Source organism: Sphingomonas sp. 22R3R2A-7, assembly GCF_036856055.1.
In the GTDB taxonomy this organism is placed as follows: domain Bacteria; phylum Pseudomonadota; class Alphaproteobacteria; order Sphingomonadales; family Sphingomonadaceae; genus Sphingomonas.
This window is the reverse complement of record NZ_JASPFR010000001.1, coordinates 1,559,952-1,581,791: the sequence shown is the minus strand read 5'-3', so window position 1 is coordinate 1,581,791 and position 21,840 is coordinate 1,559,952. Positions and strand designations below refer to the sequence as shown.

Below are 21,840 nucleotides of genomic sequence, written 5' to 3'. Positions count from 1 at the left end.
TGTACGATGCTGCGTGTCATCGGGGTCGGCGTGGCGCTGGCCGCGGCCGCACCGGCCACACCGGCTGAAAAGCGGGCGGGGGCGGGGCGCGATCCGCTGCCGCTCAGCCAGTATGTCGATCCGCTGATCGGCACGGGGGACGACGACGAGGGCGACACGATCCCCGGGCCGACGCTGCCCGCGGGATCGATCCACCCCAGCCCGAACACGATCACCGCGGCGACGAGCAATGCGGGCTATGACCGCGCCGCACCGCTGAGCGGGTTCGCGCAGCTGCATACGCAAGGGTCGGGCGGGGTGCCGAGCTATGGCACGTTCCTCGTCTCGCCGCAGACGGGGCCGCTCGCGACGACCGAGGCGGAGCATCTCTCGCCCAAGCGCGACGAGCGCGCGCGGGCGGATGGCTACCGCGTGACGCTCGCGCGCTATGGCACCGACGTCGAGATCGCGCCCGCGCATCACGCTGCCCTCTACCGCTTCACCTTTCCCAGCAGCGGCGAGGCGCATCTGCTGTTCGACGTGACGCGCAAGATCATGGGCGAGCTCGGCACTGCGGGATCCGAGGTGACGCTGTTTCCCGAGCAGGGCAAGATCGTCGGGCGAGTCCGCACGCGGCATTACTGGTCGCCCGCGGAGGTCGATATCTGGTTCGTCGCCAGGGTCGATGCGAAGCCGACCGCCTGGGGAATCGAACGCGCCAATGTCCGCACCGCCGGCGCGACGCGCGCGAACGCGCCCGCGGACCAGCCGCTGCGCGCGTGGTGGACGTTCGGCAGCGCGGGGCGCGGGCCGGTCACGATGAAGATCGCGGTCTCGTTTACGAGCGCGGCGCGCGCCGAAGAGTTGCTCGCGCAGGACCTGCCCGGCTGGGACATGGCCGCGGTCCGCAGCGCGGCGGGCAAGGCGTGGAACGACGCGCTCGGGCGGATCACGATCGACGGGGTCGGCGCGGCGGACCGGCGGCGCTTCTATACGGCGCTCTACCACAGCGTCGTCCAGCCGCGCGACCGCACGCAGGATCAAGCGGACACCGAGCGCGCGTCGCCGCTCTACGACGATCACTATACGCTGTGGGACACGTACCACACGGTCTATCCGCTGATGTCGCTGATCCGGCCCAGCGCCTATGCGGGTGTGATCGGATCGTTCGTGCGGACGTGGGAACGCTATGGCGCGGCGGATACCGCGTTCATCGCCGGGCGCAATTTCCATGTCGGCCAGGCGGGCGACGAGGTCGACAATGTGATCGGCGAGGGGTTCCTGCGCGGCGTCCCCGGCGTCGACTGGCAGAAGGCGGCGAACGTCGTCCTGTTCAACGCGTTCGAGCGGCGCCGGCCGCGCTATCTGGTCGACGGCTATTTCGCGGTCGACGATCGCAGCCCCGAGGGGACGCCGCAGCGGTCACGCTCGGGGTCGGCGACGATGGGCATGGCGCTCAACGATTATTACGCGGCGAAGGTCGCGGCAGGCACGGGGCACGCCGCCGAAGCTGCGGTGCTCGAAACGCGCGCGGGGAACTGGCGCAACGTCTGGGATCCGCGCGCGGCGAGCGACGGCTATACCGGGTTCGTCGGGCCGCGCTTCGCCGATGGCCGGTTCCAGCCGAACGATCCCAAGCGCGGCTGGGACGGCAAGACGCACGACAATTTCGGCTTCTACGAGGGGACGGGCTGGATCTACTCCTACGGCGCGGTCCACGACGTGCCGGGCATGGTCGCGATCATGGGTGGGCGCGCGGCGTTCACGCGGCGGTTGCAGCATGCGTTCGATGCGGGGCTGATCGACTTTACCAACGAGCCGTCCTTCTCGACGCCCTGGCTGTTCAGCGAGGTCGGGCGCCCCGATCTGGCGAGCAAATATGCCGATATCGTCTTCCGGCGGTTTACCGCGGACGCCTATCCCGGCGACGAGGACAATGGCGCGATGAGCTCGCATTACGTGTTCAACCGCCTCGGGCTGTTTCCGAAGCTCGGCAGCGACCTCTATTATCTGCACGCGCCGCACCAGCCGCGGAGCCGGATCACGCTCGAAAGCGGGCGGACGTTCACGATAGTGGCGCGCGGGCAGGGGGCGGGGACGCGCTATATCCGCGCGGCGCGGCTCAACGGGCGACCGCTCGACACGCCGTTCGTGTCGCAGGCCGCGATCCTGCAGGGCGGGACGCTCGAGCTCGCGGTGGGTCGCACGCCGAACGACTGGGGGCGCGCGGCTTCGGTCCTGCCGTGATACGCAGCGGTGGAGGCCGGGATCAGGCTCCCGGCCTCTTCCCTCGTCAGCGGCGGCGGCGTGTGCCGGGCTGCGGTGCGGCAGCCGGTTCGGCGGGAACGACGGTCTTGGGGGCAGCGCTCAGCCGGCGGATCAGGTCGGTCTCGGCCTTGCGATACGGCGTGCCGTCGGTGCGGAAGACCTCGTGGAACCAGATCGTCGGCTCCTCCATCACATAGGGCTTTTTCCAGCTGTCCCAGGGCAGCCGCGTCTGCGTCTTGCCGTCGACGAACCCCCAGTTCATCATCGCGACATTGTAGCGCTTGGCGATCGGCAGCGAGCCGTCGAACGTCGAGCCGTTCCCGCGCGCCATATATTCGGTACACAGGATCGGCCGGTTGTACGGCAGCAGCTGGCGCACGCGCGCCTCGAACGTCTCTGGCCAGCTGTAATCGTGGAAGCTGATGACGTCGGACTGGCCCAGCTGGAGCTTTTCCATCGGCGTCAGCTTGCCACCGGTCGGGGTCCAGTCGTCATGCTGCCACACGCCCGACGTCAGCGGTTGCGACGGGTCGGCATCGCGCGCCCAGTCGAACGCCTGCGCCAGAAGCGCGCGGACGAGCGGCTCCTTGCCCTCCTGGCCCTTATACTGGTCGGCGCCGTTGTCGGGTTCGTTCCAGACGTCCCAGCCGAGGATGCGGTCGTCCTTGGCGAACGCGCCGACGATCCCCTGCACATAGGCCTTGTACGCGGGGTAGCGGCTGCGGTCGCGGAGCCCCGGCAGGCCCGGACCCTGCACCCAGCCCGAATTATGCACGCCGGGGATCGGCGGATGCTGTGGCCCGAGCTTCGGATCGGGATCCCAGCAGCTGTCGAACAGCACGAACAGCGGGCGGATGCCGTGCGCGCGCGCGATCGTCAGGAACTCGTCTACGCGGCGCTTGAAGCCCTCGGGGTCCTGCACCCAGAGCTGGTCGTGGAGGAACACGCGCATCGTGTTCATCCCGATGCCCTGCGCGAGGCCGAGTTCATAGTCGATCCGCTTGGGATCCCACGTCGTCGCCTGCCACATCTCGAGCTGGTTAATCGCGGAGGCGGGGGTGTAGTTCGCGCCCACCAGCCAGGGTTGCTTGGCGTACCAGGCGGAGGCCTGCGCCTCGGTCCAGCGCGGGCGGGCATCGGCGGTGCCTGCGGTGAGCGCGCTCGTCGCCGCGAGTGCGGCCAGCAGTAACTTGTTCATGTCTTCCTCCCCTGTCAGTTTTTCTCGGTGAAGAGCCGGTACGTCATGACGTTGCGATAGGTCTGGCCGGGGTTCAACCGGATCGAGGGAAAACCGGGCTGGTTCATCGCGTCGGGAAAGACCTGCGGTTCCATGACGATGGCGTCGCCCATCCGATAGGCCTGCCCGCGCTTGCCCTTCACCGTGCCGTCGAAGAAATTGCCCGAATAGAATTGCAGCCCCGGCTGGTTCGACCAGAGTTCGAAGCCGCGCCCCGAGACCGGGTCGACGACACGCGCCATGTGGTGCTGGTCGGGCGTCACCGCGTCGCCGACGACCCAGTTGTGGTCATAGCCGCGCGCAAAGACGATCTGTTCGTCGCGCGCGTCGCGGACGCGGTCGCCGACCGCGGTGGGCTTGCGGAAATCGAAGACCGTGCCCGCGACGCCGGCATGGCGACCGAGCGGGATCGAGGAGGCGTCGGTCGGGGTGTAGCGGTCCGCGGGGATCGTCACGACATGCCCCATCGCGCTCATGCCCGGCCCCGCGAGGTTCCAATAGGCATGGTTCGACAGATTGACATAGGTCGGCCGGTCGGTGGTCGCGCGGTAATCGATCGTCAGCGCGCCGCGCTCGTCGAGCGAATAGGTCGCCAGCGTCGTCACCGTGCCCGGATAGCCCATGTCGCCATCGGGGCTGACATAGCGCAGCGTCACCGAGGCGGTCGGACCGTCCTTTACCGCGACGACCTGCCACAGCACCTTGTCGAACCCCTTGGTGCCGCCGTGGAGCGAGTTGGGGCCGTTGTTGACCGGGGTCGCATAGGCCTTGCCGTCGAGCGTGAAGCGGCCCCTGGCAACGCGGTTGGCGACGCGACCCACGGTGGCGCCGAAGAATTCGGGCTTGGTCGCATAGCCCTCGAGCGTGTCGTAGCCGAGTTGCACGTCGGCGACCTTGCCCGCGCGGTCGGGCATCGTCACCGATTGCAGCGCGGCGCCGAGCGCGATCACGCTGGCGGAGACGCCGTGCGCGTTGGTCAGCGTCACCCGCTCGACCGCGCGCCCGTCGGGCAGGGTGCCGAACGTCGCGCGGGTCGTCCGCGCCGCGACCACAGGCGTGGCACAGGTCGCCGCGAGCAGCGTGGCGATGATGACGTGGCGCATCGGGTATCTCCCTCCATCGATTTCCGGCCCGTCATGCGGGCCTGTCTTTATGCAGCACACCGGCGCCCTGCGACGCCCGTATGCTGCTCGGGAAAGGGGTAGGAGATCGGTTTTCCGCAGGCAAGTGATTAATAAGATAAATCCCTTGATACGCCGGATACGAGCGGATACCACGCCGCCACGTAACCGGCACCGAACGCTTCGTATCGCGCGCCGGAACATCAGGGAGAGGTTATGATGCGCAGGTCCTTCGCGCTTTCGGTGTCCGTCGTCGCGCTCGTCGTCGCGGCACAGGCACATGCCCAGACACAGACTGAGACCGCGGGTCAGACCCCGGCCCAGACCGCACCCGACGGCACGACAGCGGCGAACGGGCAGGCCGCACCGCCGGCCAACGACGCCACCGCGCCCGCGGGCAGCGACACGAGCCCGCTGCCCAACACCGCCGCGGCCGCGCCGCAGGCCGCCGCACCAGGTGCGGACGGCGAGGGTGCCGAGATCGTCGTCACCGGCATTCGCGCGAGCCTGGCAAAGGCCGCCGAGATCAAGCGCAACGCGCCGCAGATCGTCGATTCGATCATCGCGCAGGATATCGGCAAGTTCCCCGACCCGACGACCGCCGCCGCGCTGCAGCGCGTTCCCGGCGTGCAGGTGACGGTCGGCGGCAACAACGAGATCGTGAGCCCGCTGGTGCGCGGCCTGTCGGACATCCTGACGACGCTCGACGGGCGCGAGATCTTCACCGCCGAGGGCCGCGGCTTCGCGTTCCAGGACCTGCCCGCCGAGGCGATCGCGCGCGTCGACGTGTTCAAGTCGAACACCGCGAACCTGATCGAGGGCGGCGTCGCCGGGTCGATCGACCTGCGGCTGAACAAGGCGTTCAACTATACCAAGCCGACCATCGCGCTGAGCGGCAAGCTGAACTATCCGTCGAATGCCGAAAAGGTGGGGCCGCAGGTGAGCTTCCTCGCGACCGATCGCTGGGACACCGGGATCGGCGAGATCGGCGCGCTAATCAACGTGTCGTGGTACGACATCCCCTATAACCGCCCGACCAATTACGTCGCGGATCGCCGATCGGGCAATGCGGGGCCGGCCGGCGCGAACGGGCTCTTGCTGCCGATCTCCGCGGGTGGGCTCAACGAATTCGGCCGGTACCAGCGGCCGCAGGCGAACGGGTCGCTGCAGTGGCAGGCGACGCCCAATCTCGAACTCTATGTCGACGGGCTCTATTCGGCGTATCGCAGCAAATATTCGACCGGCTTCTACGAATACCGGCTTGGCACCGCGTCGAGCGTGACGGGTGTCACGCCGACCGACGACTGCTTTACCGCCAATGTCGGTCCCGACGGGTTCAACCCCAACGCGACGACCAACCCGGCAAGCGTCACGCAACAGCAATTGTGCAATTTCAGCAGCGCGACGTTCAACAATCCCGAGGCCTTCACCTCGACGCAGGCGCACAACAACCGCACCGATACCTGGCTGGCCGCGACCGGGATGAAGTTCGACCGGGACCAGCTGAAGGCGAATCTCGACGTCAGCTACGAACGCTCGATCGCGAACAACGAGAATTTCATCGTCGATATCGGCAAGCGCATCCCGTCGGTGACGATCGGGCTCGACGACAACAAGACGCCGAGCGTGACCGCGCCGGGCAACCCGATGATCGACGCGACCGGGTTCACGTACATCAACGCGCTGTTCCAGGACTATGTCCGCTCGAGCGGCGGGCTGCTCGCGATCAAGGGCGATGTCAGCTATGATTTCGACACGGTCCTGAAGACGATCGAGCTGGGCGGGCGCTATGCCGACCGCACCGCGCTGTTCGAGCAGGTCCAGCTGGGCGTCGCACCGCCGGGCGGGTCGTTCGCGACGCCGATCACCGCGGCGAACCTGCCGCTCGAACGCGGCCCCGGCATTCCGCAGATCAACAATGGCGCGCCGTACCTGCTGCCGTCGCGCGACTATCTGTTGTCGAACGCGGGGCAGGAGGCGCTGCGGGGCTTCTTCGGCGCACCCGCGGGACAGCCGGCGTTCGACCCGACGCGGCGCTTCGACGTCGCCGAGAAAAGCTATGCGGGCTATGCGCAGGCCGGATACGAGATTCCGTTCGGCAGCGGCCCCGTCACGCTCGATGGCAAGCTGGGGGTGCGCTATTCGCGGACCGAACGCGACATCACGGGCACGGGCGTCGTCAGCGGCGCGCCCGTCACGACGACGGTCGGCAAGACCGATGCCGACTGGCTACCCAACGCCAGCGCCCGCCTGCAACTCGGCGGCGGACTGCAGTTCCGCGCGACCTATGCCAAGACGCTCGCGCGGCCGTCCTTCGGGTCGCTCAATCCGGGGCTCAACTACATCGTCTCGACCAACCCCAACATCCGCAACGGCGGGTCGGGCGGCAATCCGGACCTCAAGCCGCAAAAGTCGGACAGCTTCGACGCGACGGCCGAATATTACTGGCAGGACGGCTATTTCGCGATCGCGGGCTATTATCGCGACATATCCAACCGCGTGATCAACGGCGTCACCGCGGAGACGATCGACGGCATCGTCTACAACATCTCGCGCCCGCGCAACGTCGGCAGCGCCAAGCTGAAGGGGATCGAGGTCAGCGGCCAGACCTTCTTCTCGTTCCTGCCGGGCGATCTCGCGGGGCTCGGCGCGTTCGGCAACTTCACGCTCGCGGACTCCGAGGTCGGCGGCGGCGATCCGCTCGCGGGCTATTCGCTGCAGGGCGTATCAAAGTACAATTACAATGTCGGGCTGTTGTATGACCGCAGCGGGATCTCGGCGCGGCTGGTCTACACCTATCGCTCGAAATATTTCGACGAGGATCGCTCGGGAACCGGCGACGTGCGGCCGGTCGACAGCCCCGCCTGGCTCAATTACGTCCGCCCCAACGGCCGGCTCGACTTCAGCGTCGGCTATGACGTGAACAAGAACGTGACGCTGACGGTCGAGGGCAGCAATATCCTGCGCTCACGCTACCAGAGCTATATCGGACAGGACTTCATATGGCGCGACACACGGACCGACGACAGCCTCTATGCCGTCAGCATCCGGACGCGGTTCTGATGCGCCGGATCGTCACCGCGGCCGCGCTCGCGGCCTCCATGCTCGTGCTCACCGCGGCGGATGCACCCGCGGGGCGGGGCAATCCGCAGTTCGAGGGTGCGGACCCGCACGCGATCGTCATCGGCCGCGAGCTGTGGGTGTTCCCGACCGGTGGACCCGGCGGCAGCTGGCAGGCGGACCGCTTCGGCGCGTTCTCGTCGGGCGACCTGCGCCAGTGGCGCCCGCGCGGCGTGCTGATCCGGCGCGACCAGATCGGCTGGATCGGCGACGATGGCGCCAGGGAGCATTTCCTCTGGGCACCCGCGGTCGCGACGCGGGGCGGCAAATGGTATCTCTATTATTCGGTCGGGCCGCAGAACCCGACGCCCAGCCGCATCGGCGTCGCGGTCGCCGACCGGCCGGAAGGGCCGTATCGCGACAGCGGGCGACCCTTGGTCACCGGCGGCAACGGGTTCGAGGCGATCGACCCGATGGTCTTCGTCGATCCCAGGTCGCAGCGGACCTATCTCTATGCCGGCGGCAGCGCGGGCGCGCGGCTGCGCGTGTGGGAACTGACACCCGACATGACGCGGACCGCGCGCGAGGTTCCCGTCGCGCAGCCGCAGCACTTTACCGAAGGCGCGTTCATGCACGAACGCGGCGGGGTCTATTACCTGTCGTACAGCCATGGACGGTGGAACGGACCCGATTATTCGGTGCATTATGCGACCGCATCGTCACCGGTCGGGCCGTGGCGCTATCGCGGCCGGATCCTCGCCAGCGATGCGGGGCATCAGGGGCCGGGGCATCACAGCTTCGTCCGTGGCCCCGATGGCGTCTGGCTGATCGTCTATCACCGCTGGGAACGCAAGGCAGGCCCTGCGCCGTTCAAGGGCGAGCGGGTGATCGCGATCGACCGCGTCCGCTACGCGCGCGACGGGGCGATCGCGCCCGTGCGCATGACCGACGGCGCCGCCGCACCCGTCTGGCCGACCCGCGGCCGCTGACCTGACCCCGGACGGCACGCGGAACCGACGCGTGCCGCCGCTTACCTTATCCTGTGCAGGACCGTCTACCATGAGCAGCATCGCCCGGATCGAGACGTTCATCGTGCCGCCGCGCTGGCTGTTCGTCCGCGTCGAGACCGACGATGGCGCGGTCGGCTGGGGCGAGGCGAGCCTCGAGGGGCATGCCGAGGCGGTCGACGGCGCGTTCGCGTCGCTGCGCGACCGGTTCATCGGGCACGACCCCGCGCGGATCGAGGATATCTGGCAGATCGCCTATCGGCTGGGGTTCTATCGCGGCGGGCCGGTGCTGATGTCCGCGCTGTCGGGGCTCGACCAGGCGCTGTGGGATCTGAAGGGTCGGTTGCTCGGCGTGCCGGTGTGGCAGCTGCTCGGCGGCAAGGTGCGCGACCGCGTGCCGGTCTATGCCTGGATCGGCGGCGATCGCCCCGCCGAAGTGGCCGAGGCCGCGGCGGCGCGGCTGCAGCAGGGGTTCAAGGCGGTCAAGATGAACGCGACCGCCGACCTTGGCTGGCTCGACAGCCCGAGGGCGCTCGACGAGACGGTCGAACGCGTCGCCGCGGTCCAGGCGCAGGGACTCGATGTGGGGCTCGATTTCCACGGGCGCGTGCACCGGCCGATGGCCAAGCAGCTCGCCGCCGCGGTCACGCCGCTGCGCCCGCTGTTCATCGAGGAGCCACTGCTGTCCGAAAATCTCGAAGGCATCGTCGACTTCGCGCGGCATACGACCGCCCCGATCGCGCTGGGCGAGCGGCTCTACAGCCGATGGGATTTCAAACGCGTGTTCGAGGCGAACTGCGTCGACGTGATCCAGCCCGATCTCAGCCATGCCGGCGGCATCTCCGAATGTCGGCGGATCGCGGCGATGGCGGAGGCGTATGACGTCGCGGTCGCGCCGCATTGCCCGCTCGGCCCGCTCGCGCTCGCCGCGTGCATGCAGATCGCCGCAACGACGCCCAATTTCGTGATCCAGGAGATGTCGCTCGGCATCCATTACAATGTCGGCGGGCACGACCTGCTGACCTATATGCGCGACCCCGCGGTGTTCGACGTCGCTGACGGGATGGTCGACGTGCTGACCGGCCCGGGTCTCGGGATAGAGATCGACGAGGCGAAGGTCCGCGAGGCGGCGCGCGGCCCGGTCGAGGGCTGGCGCAACCCGGTCTGGCGCGGTCCCGACGGGCTGGCGCGCGAATGGTGAGCCGTCCGCTCGCGATCATCGGCGCGGGCAAGATCGCGCGCGACCAGCACATCCCCGCGATCGCGGCGGGCGACGGCTTCACGCTCGTCGCGACGGTCGACCCCGGCGCCGGGATCGACGGCGTGCCGAACTTTGCCGATCTCGCCGCGCTGCTGGCACGCGGCCCCCGCGTCGAGGCGGTCGCGATCTGCACCCCGCCGCAGATGCGCGGCGCGATCGCGCGCGAGGCGATCGCCGCGGGGTTGCACGTGCTGCTCGAAAAGCCGCCGGCGGCGACGCTGGCCGCGCTGGCGGCGCTGACCGATCAGGCGCGCGCGGCGGGCGTCACGCTGTTCGCGGCATGGCATCTGCGTTTTGCCGCGATGGTCGAAGAGGCGCGTATCTGGCTCGCGGGCAGGACCGTCGTCGGCGGCGGCGTCACGTGGCGCGAGAGCGTGCGCCGCTGGCATCCGGGACAGGCCTGGCTATGGGCACCGGGCGGGCTCGGCGTGTTCGATCCGGGGATCAACGCGCTGTCGATCCTGACCGAGATATGCCCGGCGTCGCTCGACGTCGTGTCGGCGCGGCTTGCGGTGCCCGCGAACGCGCATACGCCGATCGCCGCACGGCTGACGCTGGCGAGCGGTACCGCGATGATCCCGGTCGACTTCGACTTCCGCGAGGACGGCGATCAGGTCTGGCGGATCGTCCTCGAGACCGCGTGCAGCCACAGCCTGTGCCTGTCGGACGGCGCGGCGGTGCTGACGATCGATGCAGACCCGCCGCGCTCGCGGCAGACCTCGGAATATGCCGGGGTCTATGCGCGGTTTGCGGCGCTCGTCGATGCGCGCCGGATCGATGCCGATCCGGCGCCGCTGCGGCTGGTGGCGGATGCGCTGCTGGTCGCGGAGACCGAACGGGTCGCGGCGTTCGTCGAATAGTCCCGCCGCGTACCCCCGCTCACCACCAGGTCGCGTAGAGCGCGATCAGGATCAGGATCACCGCGCCGGCGCCGATATTGAAGCTCGCGCGCGTGCGGTAGTCGACATCCGCGGTGGTGATCGTGTCGGCGCCCGCGCGCTGCGGCGTGACGAGCGAGACGATGACCGCGAGCGCCAGCGACGCGAGGAACACCACGCCCATCCGGTCCATGAACGGCAGCGTGCCCCAGACTTCCTTCAGCACCCAGGACAGCACGACCGACGCGACCGCGGCGCTGATCGCGCCCGCCTCGTTCGCGCGCTTCCAGAACAGCCCGAGCAGGAAGATGACGGTGATCCCCGGCGTGAAGAAGCCGGTGAACTCCTGGATAAACTGGAACGCCTGTTCGGACGCGCCGACGAGCGGGCGCGCGGTCAGCACCGCGATGACGATCGCGACCGTCGCGGCGATCCGCCCGGCCTTCACCAGATGCTGTTCGTTGGCGGCATGCGCGCCCGCGCCGTTCTCCGTATCGGTGCGCACGCCGCGATATTTCGCATAGATGTCGAGCGTGAAGATCGTCGCGATCGAATTGATCTTCGATGCGGTCGACGCGATGATCGCCGCGATCAACGCCGCGAAGACCAGCCCGAGCAGTCCGGTCGGCAACAGCCGCATCATCGTCGGATAGGCCTCGTCGGGTTTGGCAAGCCCCGGCGCGAGCAGCACCGCCGCGATCCCCGGCAGCACGATGATTAGCGGCATCAGCAGCTTGAGGAAGGCGGCGAAGATGATTCCCTTCTGCGCCTCGCCGAGATCCTTCGCGGCCAGCGCGCGCTGGATGATATACTGGTTGAAACCCCAATAGCTCAGGTTCGCGATCCACATCCCGCCGATCAGCACCGACAGGCCGGGCAGGTCGGCATAATGCGGATCGCCCTTTTTCAGGATCATGTGGAAATGGTCGGGGATGCTCGCGGCAAGGCGGCTCCAGCCCGCCATCACGCCCGCGCCCTCGCCGAGCTTGCCGAGCGTCAGCCACGCGATGATGAGCCCGCCGAGCACGAGCAGCGTCACCTGGACGATGTCGGTCAGCGCCACCGCCTTCAGCCCGCCGCGGATCTGGTAGAGGAGCGCGAACGCGCCGAGCCCGACGAGCGCGATGTTCTGGTCGACGCCCGCCACCTTGGTCACCGCGATCGAGCCCAGCCAGATGATCGAGGTGAGGTTCACGAAGACGTAGAGCGCGAGCCAGAATACCGCCATCAGCGTGCGGATTCGCGTGCCGTAGCGCCGCTCGAGGAACTGCGGCATCGTGTAGATCTCGTTGCGCAGGAAGATCGGCAGGAAGAACTTGCCGACGATCAGCAGCGTCAGCGCCGCCATCCATTCATACGACGCGATCGCGAGGCCGATCGCATAACCCGAGCCCGACATCCCGACGATCTGTTCGGCGGAGATGTTCGCCGCGATCAGCGATGCACCGATCGCCCACCAGGGCAAAGCCTTCGACGCGAGGAAATAATCGGTGGTGGTCTTCGGGCCGGCGCCCTTCTTGTCGCGGCTGACCCATTGGGCGAGGCCGAAGATGAAGATCGCGTAGACGATGATCACGCCGATATCGATGGGATTCATGGGCAACGGACAGGCTCCTCTCGGCGCCGCACCGTTCGGATGCCGCCGAAGGATCGGGGCTCGCGAATTCGCGTCGGCAGCGCTTGGCATTGACGACGAGGCGATTGCCTCTTCTGTGCTTCTAATTATATGATTAGTGATACGTGTCGAGCAGGAAAGCATCGGCGATGAACGGGAGTCGTGTTCTGGAAGAGCGTTTGATCTGGTCCGACCGGACGATCCCCGACGACGCGCCCGCCGCCGCCCGTGCGGACGTGGCGGCGGGTTCGCCGTGCGTCGGCTTCACCACCGGGCTCTCGCAATGAGCTATAGCGTGGCGGGCGACTGGGGCACGAGCAATCTGCGGCTCTACAGAATCGAGAACGGCGCGGTCACCGATCGCGCAGCCGGTCCCGGCATCGGCGATCTGGGCGGCAAGACGCCTGAACAGGTGCTGCGCCACGCGCTCGAAGGCTGGCGTACGGAGGCGGACCCGCGCGCGATCCATCTGTGCGGCATGGTGGGATCGCGCAACGGCTGGATCGAGATCCCCTATGTCGACTGCCCCGCCGATGCGGCGATCTGGGCGGCGGGGTCGGCGCACGCGCTGATCGACCGGATTCCCGTCACGATCGGCGCGGGTCTCGCCTGCACCCGCGCGTCGGGCGCGCCCGATGTGATGCGCGGCGAGGAGACGCAGATCTTCGGTGCGATGGCGCGCGTGCCCGGGCTTGCGGCCGGGCGGCACCTGATCGCGCTGCCCGGCACGCACAGCAAATGGGCGAGCGTCGACGACGGCCGGGTGACGGGGTTCCAGACGTTCGTCACCGGCGAACTGTTCGCGCTGCTGCGGACGCATTCGACGCTGACGCGCGCGGCGTCCGATGATGGCGCCGCCGAGGATGAAGCGACCGGGTTCGACGCGGGGCTCGCGCGCATCGCCGATGGCGGGCAGCTGCTCGGCGCGCTGTTCGAGGCGCGTGCGGCGCAATTGCGCACTGCGGCGAGCGGCCGCTGGGCGCGGGGGTTCCTGTCGGGGCTCGTCATCGGCGCGGAGATTGCGGAGATCTTGCCTGCCGCCACCGGCGACATCACCTTGATCGGTGATCCGGCGCTCGCCGATCGCTATGTCCGGGCGCTCGCGGCGCGCGGGCTGAGCGCCACCGTCCATACCGGCGAAGCCTGTTCGCTCGCCGGTCTTGCCTTGCTGGAGACCCCATGACCGTCGATGATCTGCTCGCATCGGGCACCGCACCCATCGTTGCCATCCTGCGCGGCGTGGCCCCCGACGCGGTCGTCGCGATCGGCGACGCGCTGGTCGAGGCTGGAATCCGCCTGATCGAGGTGCCGTTCAACTCGCCCGACCCGACCACGAGCATTCGCATGCTGCAGGACAGGCTGGGCGACCGCGCCGCGATCGGTGGCGGGACGGTGCTCGACGTCGCGGCGGTCGAGGCGCTGGCAGCGACCGGCGGGACGATCATGGTCACGCCGAACACCCACCCCGCGGTCATCGCGCGCGGGGTCGAACTCGGGCTCGAGCCGATGCCCGGGTTCGTCACGCCGAGCGAGGCGTTCCAGGCGATCGCCGCGGGTGCGCGACGCCTGAAGCTGTTCCCCGCGGTCGCGCTCGGACCCGCCTATCTGAAGGCGGTGCGCGAGGTCCTGCCGAAGCACGTCCGCGTCTGGGCGGTCGGCGGCACGGGGGCGGACAATCTGGCCGAATGGCTCGCGGCGGGGGTCGAGGGGATCGGCGTCGGCGGCGCGCTCTACAAGCCCGGCGACGGTGCCGCGGTCGTTGGCGAGCGTGCGCGCGCGCTCGTCGCGGCGTGGCAGGCGGCACGGACCGCGTGATGCCGCGCAAAGCGCTTGTCGTCGCGGCGGAATTGGGCAACCAAACCGCATGAACGACCCCGCCCCCAACCAAGTCCGTCCGTCGCTCGGCCGCAACCTCACGCATGGCATGCTGGCGGTGGTCGGCCGCGCGATCGTCACCGGGCAATATGACGGCAAGCGGTTCCCGACCGAGGCCGAACTGACCATCGAGCACGGCGTCAGCCGGTCCGTCACGCGCGAGGCGGTCAAGATGCTCACCGCCAAGGGGCTGCTGTCCGCGCGACCGCGGCAGGGAACGATCGTCCAGCCGACCTCGGCCTGGAACCTGTTCGATACCGACGTGCTGCACTGGTTGCTCGAACGCAAATTCACGCTGCCGTTGCTGCGCAGCTTCAACGAGTTGCGCCTGGCGGTGGAGCCGATGGCGGCGCAGCTTGCCGCGCGCTATGCCACTCCTGCGGACAAGGCGATGATCGCGGCCGGATTCGCCCGGATGGAGGCGGCCGAGCGCGGCGACGACGACGCGCTGGATGCCGACATCGCATTCCACGTCGCGATCCTGCGTGCGTCGGGCAACCCGTTCTTCGCGCAGTTCGAGGAACTGGTCGGGACCGCGCTGCGGACCTCGATCCGGTTCACCAACCGGTTCAAGGGGCGGAGCGCCAGCCTGCCCGCGCACCGTGCGGTGCTCGAGGCGATCGAGGCGGGCGACGACATGCTCGCCGGCGCTACGATCCGGTCGATCATCGAGGACGTCATGGTCCTGATCCGCCAGGCCGAGAGCGAAGGCGCGGTGGCCGATCGCGACGGATCGCTGCGCGGCTGATCCGGGTCGGGGCGCGGGTAGTCAGGGTGCGGGCAGCCGCGTCCCCGACCCGACCGGCGCCGCGAAGACCGGGCGTCCGTCGGTGCTCCATGTCACGCGCTGGATACGCGGCGAACGCTTCGCGGTGCACTTCATGTCGGGGCCCGGATTGGCGTGATAGACGATCCAGGTTTCGCGACCGCCGGGCGACGTGAAGAACCCGTTATGCCCGGGGGCGTAGACATTCTCGTCGGGCGCCTTCGCGACGACGGGGCGTGGCGACTTGGTCCAGGCGGTCGCGTCGAGTGGATCGCTGCCCGCGCGCGCGCTGAGCAAGCCGATCGCATAGTCGTCCGACCAGCATGCGCTTGCCGAATAGGTCAGGAACAGGCCGCCCTTCGGACCGAGCAGGAATTCGGGACCCTCGAGAATCTGTCGTCCGCCCTGGCGCTCCCAGGCGCGGTCGGGGCGGGCGATGATCGTCTCGCGGCCCGCCAGCGTCCAGGGGTTGGCCATCGCGACGATCGCGAGCACGCTGTCGGCGCCGACATAGGGCGAATAGACGAAATACCGCTTGCCCGCATGGGCAAAGGTCGTGCCGTCGATCCCGCTATGCTCGGTCTGCAACCGGCCGCGATCGGTCCAGCGTCCGCGGGTCGGATCGGCAGTCGCGTTCTCGAGGACGAAGATCCCGCGATGCGCGTCGTCGTCATGCCCGTCCTCGGCGGCGGTATAATAGATGTACCAGCGACCATCGATACGGTGGAGTTCGGGCGCCCAGATCGACTGCGCGTTCGGCCCGGTCGCCGGGGGCGTCCAGATCGTCACCTCGGGCGCGTCGGCGAGCCGCGCGAGATCGGTGGTCTTGCGGATCGCGAGCCGGTTGCCGAGCGTGTTCATGTAGTAATAGGTCGAACCCTCGCGGACGATCCACGGGTCGGCACCCGAGGCGAGCAGCGGGTTGGCGAACGTGCGCGCGGCCGGTGCCGGCACGCGCGCCGGGGTCGCGGGCATGGCGCCCGCCGCGCCCGCGATCGCCGCTGCGGCCAGTGCGGCACAGGCGAGGCGTTCTGCGATCATGGGCTGTCTCCGGGAAAGGCGGCGAGGATCGCGTCATATTGCGCGCGCGAAATGCCGATCATCGAGCCGTGGCGCGTTCCCGCGGGCATTTCGTAGCGGTTCCATTCGAGCACGCCGCTGTTCCCCGAGACCTGATACCATGGCCCTTCGAGGCGCGGCGCGGTGGACAGCCCGTAGCTCGTGCCGGCATATTGCTCGTAATAGAGCAGCCAGTCGGCGCCGTTCGGTGCGCGGACGATCGTCGGGGCCTCGCGGAAATTGGGGCTGACCGGCGGACCCGGCTCGGGGTACGGGCCGAGCAACGCGGCGGCGCAGCTGATCCGCACGGTCTTGCCCGTCGTCCACGCGGTCGAGGGATAGCGCTCGTCCTTGACGATCGCGCAATAGCCGCTGGTGCCGTCGGGTTGAACGATCGTGTCGATCGTCGCCATGTCCCATGCGAACAGGCGACGCGGCGGCGCGGCGAAGGTCCGGAGGTCCTTCGACTGGACATACAGCGTGCGCTGGCTTCCCCAATAGCGTTCCGGATCCTGCGGCGAGCCGTCGAGGTTTGGCGTATGCCATGTCAGCAGGAACTGCCCCGATGGCGTATCGTAGAACAGCTTGGGCGCGCCGATGCGTTGCAGCGCGTGCGGGTGACCCGCAATCGTCTTCAGCGCAGGGCGATAGGTGCCGAAGGACGTCCAGCGGATCAGGTCGTCCGAGACCCAGAAGCGGATCAGCGGGTCGTCGTCGCCCGTGTTGCCGACCAGATAATAGCGGCCATCACCGCCGCGCGCGATCGAGGCATGGCCGTGATAGTCCGCCGATACCGGCCGCCCCCTATTGATGCGGCGCCAATGCAGGCCATCGAGGCTGACCGAATAATACAGGACGCCGTACTGCTCCTTCGTCATGTGCGCGAACAGATAGGCCTTTGCGGGATCGACATAGGGGGTCACCGGCCCGCCCGGTGCGACCTGTGCGCTGCCCGTCCCGGCAAACACCCCGACCGATGCCGCAAGCGCACGCATGACGATGGACGATATCCGCCTCATATCACTCTCCCTTCAGGGATCGATACTATAGATAAGACAAATTGTCGCTGTCCATTGCGAAGCGGGGCAAGGATGGGCGCGCGACGCGGGTGCGCTGGCGTTGCGAGCGAGGGGACAAGACGGATCAGCGGTGGCGTTCGCGCGTCGGGCACCCTAGGTCGCGGCGATGACCGATACAGTTGCTGCCCCCTCGATTCCTGCCCCCGCGATGCCGCAGCGCGAATTCGTCGCGTTCGTGGCCGCGCTCATGGCGGTCAATGCGCTGGGCGTCGACCTGATGCTGCCCGCGCTCGCGGATATCGGGCACCAGCTCGGGATCGCCACCGCGAACCATCGGCAGTGGATCATCACCGCCTATATGCTCGGCTTCGGCGCCGGACAGCTCGTCTACGGGCCGCTTGCCGACCGGTTCGGGCGCAAGCCGATCCTGCTCGGCACGCTGGTCGGATTTGTCGCCGCAAGCGTCTTTGCCGCAAGCTCGCAGACGTTCGGTGCGCTGATCGGGGCTCGCATCCTCCAGGGGCTGATGTCGGCCTCGACGCGCGTGCTCGCGGTGGCGATCGTCCGCGACCGCTTCTCGGGGCGCCAGATGGCGCGGACGCTGTCGGTGGCGCAGATGATCTTCTTCCTCGTGCCGATCATGGCACCGAGCCTCGGCCAGATCCTGCTCGCGTTCGGGCCGTGGCGGTTCATCTTCTATGCGCTGGCGGCGTTCGCGGCGTTCGTGCTCGCCTGGTCGTTCGTACGGCTTCCCGAGACGCTGACGCTCGCACGGCGCACGCCGCTGTCGATCGCCTCGCTCCGGCGCGGCTACACGCTGACGCTGACCAACCGCTATTCGGCGGGCTATGCGGTCGCCGCGTCGATGACGTTCGGCGGGATCATCGCGTTCGTGTCGTCGGCGCAGCAGATATTTGTCGACGAGTTCCATGCCGGCTCGCGGTTCACCATCCTGTTTGCGGTCTGCGCCTTTTCGATGGGCTGCGCGTCGTTCGCCAACAGCCGGCTGGTCGAGCGGCTCGGCACGCGGCTGATCTCGCAGACCGCGGTGCTCGCGCTGATCGCGCTGTCGCTGGCGCATATCGCGGTGATCGCGGGCGGGATCGAGACGCTGTGGACCTATATGGTGTTCCAGGCGCTGAGCATGACGTGCATCGGCCTGTGCGGTTCGAACTTCGGTGCGATGGCGATGGAGCCCGTCGGGCATATCGCGGGCACCGCCTCGTCGATCCAGGGCTTCATCACCAGCGTCGGCGCGGTGATCGTCGGGTCGCTGATCGGGCAGTCGTACAACGGGACGACCTATCCGCTGGCGATCGGGTATCTGCTGATCGGGCTGGGCGTGCTCGCGGTCGTCTATGCGGTCGAGGGCGGCAAGCTGTTTCACGCGCACAACAAGGTGCCCGACGCGGGCGAATGATCGCCAGAGCTCTGCGGCGGGCGGGGTAGCCAACCCCGCCCGCCGCCGCCTGTTAGTCGAAGCCCGTCAGTCGCCGCAGCGCGTCATCGGGACGGGGGCGGAGTCGATCTTCACGTCGGACACCGCGAGATCGAGCGTCGCATCGGCTGCGATCACGAACGGTGCCGTGACGTGCGCCATGTCGACGCCGCGACCGGCGAAACATTGCAGCGGGACGATGACCTGCTGCCACGCGCCGGGCTTGGCACCCGCGAGCATCTTCGTGGTCGGCACGGTGACGGGCGCGGCGTCGCCGCTCGCCATGCCCAGGCTGACGGCGCCGGTGGCGGGACGATCGACGCGGACATCGACGACGAGGCTGAGCTCGCCATTGCTCTCGCGCGTCAGGTCGAGCGGACGATCCGACTCGATCCGCGCATCGGTCCGCGTCGTCGCGGGGCCGCCGGTCCAGCTAAACCGGCGCGCATCCTCCTGCCGGCGGCGATCGACCGCGGTCACCGTCAGCCGCTTGGCGACCGTCGTCGCGGTCGCACCCGACATCCGCACCTTCGCCTGGCCCGGCTCGACCAGCGTCAGCGACCAGCCCTCGGGCACGCGGCCCTTGCCGAACACCGTGCCGTTGGCGGACGCCGCGAGCCCGGCCGGGCGCGTCTCGTCGAGCCTGGGGACCGACCCCGGCTTGGCGTAGCGCAGGCCATAGCCGAGCGCGAACAGCGGGTCGTACCCGGGATCGCTGCGGTTCAGCACATATTGGTCGGGGCGGCGCGGCCAGGAGAAGCTGAGCGTACCGCGAAAGTCGTTCGCGACCGCGCCATCGGGCTTGCGCAGCAACAGGTCGGCGACCCCGCCGCCCTCGCTGCCCGGCAGGAACGCGGCGACGAACGCATCCGACGCGTTGAGCTCGGCATTCACCCACATCGGCCGCCCCGACAGGAAGACGGCGACGACGGGAACGCCCGCCGCCTTCAGCTTGCGCAGCAGCGCGAGGTCGGACTTGTCCTCGGGGCTGTATTCCAGCGTCGGGCGATCGCCCTTGAACTCGGCATAGGGCTCCTCGCCGAACACGACGATCGCCGCATCGGGCTTCTTGGTGAAGCTGCCGTCCGCCGACAGCGTCGCGGTGCCGCCCGCCGCCCTGACCGCGGTGTCGATCCCCGACCAGATCGACTCCGCATTGGGGAAATTGGCCTTGGTCGTGCCGGTGCCCTGCCAGGTCAGCGACCAGCCGCCCGCCTGTTGCGGGATATTGTCCGCACCCCCGCCCGCGACGAGGATCGTGGCAGAGGGCTTCAGCGGCAGCAGCCCGCCCTCGTTCTTGAGCAGCACCAGCGATTCCCGCACCGCGCGGCGTGCGATCGCGCGGTGGTCGGCGGCACCGATCAGGGTCATCTTGCCCGCCAGCGCGCGCGACGACGGGCGGCCGCGATCGAACGTCCCCGCCCGGAATTTCACGCGCAGGATGCGGCGCACCGCATCGTCGAGCCGTGCCGCGGGGATCTCGCCCGACTGCGCCTGCTTCAGCGTGTTCGCGTACAGCGTCTTCCACGCGTCGCCCGAATACATGAACATGTCGAGCCCGGCGTTGATCGCCGCGGCGCAGCTTTCGTTGGTGCAGCCGTCGACCTGGCCGTGCCCGTTCCAGTCGCCGACGACGAAGCCGTCAAACCGCATCCGGTCCTTCAGCACGCCCGTCAACAGGCTCTGGTTGCCGTGCATCTTGGCGCCGTTCCAGCTCGAGAAGCTCGCCATCACCGACTGAGTCCCCGCCTCGATCGCGGCGGGATAGCCGCCGAGATGGACGTCGCGCAGCACCGTCTCGGGCACGCGCGTGTCGCCCTGGTCGCGACCACCGGTGCCGCCGTCGCCGAGGAAATGCTTCGTCGTCGCGATCACATGGTCGGGCGCGAGAAAGCTCTTCGTGCCGACGATGCCCTGTACGCCCTCGATCACCGCGCCCGCATAGTCAGCGGGGATCGCGGGCTCCTCGGAATAGCTCTCGTACGTCCGGCCCCAGCGGTCGTCGCGGACCACCGCGAGCGTCGGCGCGAAGGTCCAGTCGATCCCGGCCGCCGCGGTCTCGATCGCGGTGACATGACCGATCTCGCGCATCAGCTCGCGATCATGCGCCGCGCCGAGCCCGATATTGTGCGGAAACAGCGTCGCACCGGGGATGTTGTTGTTGCCGTGGACCGCATCGGTGCCCCAGATCACCGGGATGCTGGGCCCGGCGTCGCTGCGCGCCATCGACGCGTCGTAGAAGGCGTCGGCGAGCTTCAGCCATGCTGCCGGGGGCGCCAGATCGTCCCCGCCGGGCCCCGAATTGCCGCCGTTCAGGATCGAGCCGAGCTTGTACGTGCGCAGGTCGTCGGGGGTGATGCTGGCGATGTCGACCTGGATCAGCTGCCCGACCTTGTCGGCGATGCTCATCCGCTTGATCACCGCATCGATCCGCGCCTCGACAGCGGGGTCGCGCGACGGGCGTGCGGCGACCGCGGGCCACAGGTCAGGATGCGCGACCGCCGAGAGCGGCCCGGGCTGTGCGGGTGTCCGGACGCCGGGTGCGGACGGGGTGGCGCGCACCGGGGCTGCGGTCGGCGCCGTCGCTGTCGGGGGAGGGGGCACCGTGGCCGCGGATTGCAGCAGCAGCGCAAGCGTGAGCGTTGAAAACCCCGTCGACATCCCATTCTCCCCGATCGGCACGCCATCGCGAGCGGTACCGTTACCACCCTGTTACTGCGCGCATCGCGGCGCGGACAAGGATTTTGCTCGATTGTACGAAAGCGCGCTGAGCGGGGTCGCTGGCGGCGTGGGGATGGACCGTATCGGTCGGCCGGACGGGATGCGACGAGTCGTGCTGGTCGTCATCCGACGCATTTCGGCCATGTCTGCGGCCATCTCTGCGGCCGTGTCTGTAGATCTGCGAAATCTATCGGCGGGGCAGCGTACCGCGCGTGGAGAAGAAATGGGCCGGGTTTGCCCCGGCCCACCAGTCTTAGTTGCTGTCGGAGTCGTTACCGCCGTCGATCGCCATGTACAGACCGCCTGCAACCGCGACAGCGGCAACCGCGACGATCGCGAGGCCGGCACCGGCAACCTTGCTCTTCTTCGCGGTCGGCGTTGCAGCGCGCGTCGACTTCGCGACCGACAGGCTTGCCGCGGCGTTCGGCGCAGCATTTGCAGCGACCGGCAGTGCGAGGAAAGCAAGGGCCGATGCGGCCGTAATGAACTTACGCATAATGAAGAACTCCGTCTCGTTGATATCTGGCGAGCCGCAG

General features: G+C 68.5%; 17 protein-coding genes. 10 read left to right on the top strand and 7 right to left on the bottom strand.

The features are described from left to right. The first annotated feature begins 6 nt into the window (after nt 1-6). Entirely contained in the window at nt 7-2,226 is a 2,220-nt protein-coding gene (locus QP165_RS07580; protein ID WP_333994887.1) for a GH92 family glycosyl hydrolase, read from the top strand. Nucleotides 2,227-2,272: 46 nt separating this feature from the next. Here the strand turns inward: QP165_RS07580 and QP165_RS07575 are convergent, their stop codons facing one another. Next, nucleotides 2,273-3,445, bottom strand: a complete 1,173-nt coding sequence (locus tag QP165_RS07575; RefSeq protein ID WP_333994884.1) for a cellulase family glycosylhydrolase — start codon at nt 3,443-3,445, stop codon at nt 2,273-2,275. A gap of 14 nt (nt 3,446-3,459) precedes the next feature. Next, nucleotides 3,460-4,587: an aldose epimerase family protein gene (locus QP165_RS07570; RefSeq protein ID WP_333994881.1), complete on the bottom strand. Its 1,128-nt coding sequence runs from the start codon at nt 4,585-4,587 to the stop codon at nt 3,460-3,462. A gap of 237 nt (nt 4,588-4,824) precedes the next feature. Here QP165_RS07570 and QP165_RS07565 point away from each other — a divergent pair, with 237 nt between their 5' ends. The 4 genes from QP165_RS07565 to QP165_RS07550 all read left to right on the top strand — a co-directional run bounded on the left by QP165_RS07565 (nt 4,825) and on the right by QP165_RS07550 (nt 10,793). Continuing rightward, nucleotides 4,825-7,668 carry a TonB-dependent receptor gene (locus QP165_RS07565; RefSeq protein WP_333994880.1) on the top strand — a complete coding sequence of 948 codons (2,844 nt, stop codon included), beginning with the start codon at nt 4,825-4,827 and terminating at the stop codon, nt 7,666-7,668. Then, nucleotides 7,668-8,654, top strand: a complete 987-nt coding sequence (locus QP165_RS07560) for a family 43 glycosylhydrolase (protein WP_333994878.1) — start codon at nt 7,668-7,670, stop codon at nt 8,652-8,654. Before QP165_RS07565 ends, QP165_RS07560 begins: the two co-directional genes overlap by 1 nt. Before the next feature lie 70 nt (nt 8,655-8,724). Further along, nucleotides 8,725-9,873 (top strand): galactonate dehydratase, encoded by a 1,149-nt coding sequence (gene dgoD, locus QP165_RS07555; protein ID WP_333994875.1) that lies wholly within the window; start codon nt 8,725-8,727, stop codon nt 9,871-9,873. Next, nucleotides 9,870-10,793, top strand: coding sequence for a Gfo/Idh/MocA family protein (locus tag QP165_RS07550; protein WP_333994872.1), 924 nt, complete (start codon nt 9,870-9,872; stop codon nt 10,791-10,793). The genes dgoD and QP165_RS07550 overlap by 4 nt, the downstream gene beginning before the upstream one ends. A gap of 19 nt (nt 10,794-10,812) precedes the next feature. Here QP165_RS07550 and QP165_RS07545 read toward each other — a convergent pair whose 3' ends face one another. Further along, nucleotides 10,813-12,408, bottom strand: a complete 1,596-nt coding sequence (locus QP165_RS07545) for a sodium/sugar symporter (protein ID WP_443019271.1) — start codon at nt 12,406-12,408, stop codon at nt 10,813-10,815. Between the two features lie 167 nt (nt 12,409-12,575). Between QP165_RS07545 and QP165_RS07540 the strand changes: the two genes are divergently transcribed. Genes QP165_RS07540 through QP165_RS07525 form a run of 4 tightly spaced genes read left to right on the top strand, consistent with a single transcriptional unit; the run spans nt 12,576 to nt 15,049 of the window. Beyond that, nucleotides 12,576-12,713 (top strand): hypothetical protein, encoded by a 138-nt coding sequence (locus tag QP165_RS07540; RefSeq protein ID WP_333994866.1) that lies wholly within the window; start codon nt 12,576-12,578, stop codon nt 12,711-12,713. Next, nucleotides 12,710-13,609, top strand: coding sequence for a 2-dehydro-3-deoxygalactonokinase (locus tag QP165_RS07535; protein WP_333994865.1), 900 nt, complete (start codon nt 12,710-12,712; stop codon nt 13,607-13,609). The genes QP165_RS07540 and QP165_RS07535 overlap by 4 nt, the downstream gene beginning before the upstream one ends. Continuing rightward, complete coding sequence (locus QP165_RS07530; protein WP_333994862.1) at nt 13,606-14,241, top strand: 2-dehydro-3-deoxy-6-phosphogalactonate aldolase; 636 nt, start codon at nt 13,606-13,608, stop codon at nt 14,239-14,241. Before QP165_RS07535 ends, QP165_RS07530 begins: the two co-directional genes overlap by 4 nt. Nucleotides 14,242-14,290: 49 nt before the next feature. Further along, a complete protein-coding gene (locus QP165_RS07525; protein WP_056016818.1) occupies nt 14,291-15,049 on the top strand; it encodes a FadR/GntR family transcriptional regulator in 759 nt (252 codons plus the stop codon). A 21-nt stretch (nt 15,050-15,070) separates the two neighbouring features. Here the strand turns inward: QP165_RS07525 and QP165_RS07520 are convergent, their stop codons facing one another. Together QP165_RS07520 and QP165_RS07515 are read right to left on the bottom strand one after the other, a co-directional pair. Then, the gene (locus tag QP165_RS07520) at nt 15,071-16,108 is read right to left on the bottom strand and encodes a glycoside hydrolase family 43 protein (protein WP_443019270.1); all 1,038 of its coding nucleotides are present in this window, start codon (nt 16,106-16,108) and stop codon (nt 15,071-15,073) included. Next, entirely contained in the window at nt 16,105-17,145 is a 1,041-nt protein-coding gene (locus QP165_RS07515; protein ID WP_333994859.1) for a glycosyl hydrolase family 43, read from the bottom strand. Before QP165_RS07515 ends, QP165_RS07520 begins: the two co-directional genes overlap by 4 nt. Before the next feature lie 208 nt (nt 17,146-17,353). On the opposite strand from QP165_RS07515, the gene QP165_RS07510 reads away from it, so the two are divergent. After that, nucleotides 17,354-18,565, top strand: a complete 1,212-nt coding sequence (locus QP165_RS07510) for a multidrug effflux MFS transporter (protein ID WP_333996974.1) — start codon at nt 17,354-17,356, stop codon at nt 18,563-18,565. Between the two features lie 66 nt (nt 18,566-18,631). On the opposite strand, the gene QP165_RS07505 is transcribed toward QP165_RS07510, so the two are convergent. Continuing rightward, a complete protein-coding gene (locus QP165_RS07505; protein ID WP_333994857.1) occupies nt 18,632-21,244 on the bottom strand; it encodes a glycoside hydrolase family 3 protein in 2,613 nt (870 codons plus the stop codon). 313 nt (nt 21,245-21,557) lie between these two features. Further along, nucleotides 21,558-21,800 (bottom strand): hypothetical protein, encoded by a 243-nt coding sequence (locus QP165_RS07500; protein WP_056018863.1) that lies wholly within the window; start codon nt 21,798-21,800, stop codon nt 21,558-21,560. Nucleotides 21,801-21,840: the final 40 nt, after the last annotated feature.

What these genes read in the sequence shown, in the direction of transcription:
- QP165_RS07565 (WP_333994880.1), top strand. Translation starts at nt 4,825, where the DNA reads ATGCGCAGGTCCTTCGCGCTTTCGGTGTCCGTCGTCGCGCTCGTCGTC.
- QP165_RS07540 (WP_333994866.1), top strand. Translation starts at nt 12,576, where the DNA reads ATGAACGGGAGTCGTGTTCTGGAAGAGCGTTTGATCTGGTCCGACCGG.
- QP165_RS07505 (WP_333994857.1), bottom strand. Translation starts at nt 21,244, where the DNA reads ATGTCGACGGGGTTTTCAACGCTCACGCTTGCGCTGCTGCTGCAATCC.
- QP165_RS07515 (WP_333994859.1), bottom strand. Translation starts at nt 17,145, where the DNA reads ATGAGGCGGATATCGTCCATCGTCATGCGTGCGCTTGCGGCATCGGTC.
- QP165_RS07560 (WP_333994878.1), top strand. Translation starts at nt 7,668, where the DNA reads ATGCGCCGGATCGTCACCGCGGCCGCGCTCGCGGCCTCCATGCTCGTG.
- QP165_RS07575 (WP_333994884.1), bottom strand. Translation starts at nt 3,445, where the DNA reads ATGAACAAGTTACTGCTGGCCGCACTCGCGGCGACGAGCGCGCTCACC.
- QP165_RS07510 (WP_333996974.1), top strand. Translation starts at nt 17,354, where the DNA reads ATGCCGCAGCGCGAATTCGTCGCGTTCGTGGCCGCGCTCATGGCGGTC.
- QP165_RS07570 (WP_333994881.1), bottom strand. Translation starts at nt 4,587, where the DNA reads ATGCGCCACGTCATCATCGCCACGCTGCTCGCGGCGACCTGTGCCACG.
- QP165_RS07525 (WP_056016818.1), top strand. Translation starts at nt 14,291, where the DNA reads ATGAACGACCCCGCCCCCAACCAAGTCCGTCCGTCGCTCGGCCGCAAC.
- QP165_RS07500 (WP_056018863.1), bottom strand. Translation starts at nt 21,800, where the DNA reads ATGCGTAAGTTCATTACGGCCGCATCGGCCCTTGCTTTCCTCGCACTG.
- dgoD (WP_333994875.1), top strand. Translation starts at nt 8,725, where the DNA reads ATGAGCAGCATCGCCCGGATCGAGACGTTCATCGTGCCGCCGCGCTGG.
- QP165_RS07580 (WP_333994887.1), top strand. Translation starts at nt 7, where the DNA reads ATGCTGCGTGTCATCGGGGTCGGCGTGGCGCTGGCCGCGGCCGCACCG.
- QP165_RS07535 (WP_333994865.1), top strand. Translation starts at nt 12,710, where the DNA reads ATGAGCTATAGCGTGGCGGGCGACTGGGGCACGAGCAATCTGCGGCTC.
- QP165_RS07530 (WP_333994862.1), top strand. Translation starts at nt 13,606, where the DNA reads ATGACCGTCGATGATCTGCTCGCATCGGGCACCGCACCCATCGTTGCC.
- QP165_RS07545 (WP_443019271.1), bottom strand. Translation starts at nt 12,408, where the DNA reads ATGAATCCCATCGATATCGGCGTGATCATCGTCTACGCGATCTTCATC.
- QP165_RS07520 (WP_443019270.1), bottom strand. Translation starts at nt 16,108, where the DNA reads ATGATCGCAGAACGCCTCGCCTGTGCCGCACTGGCCGCAGCGGCGATC.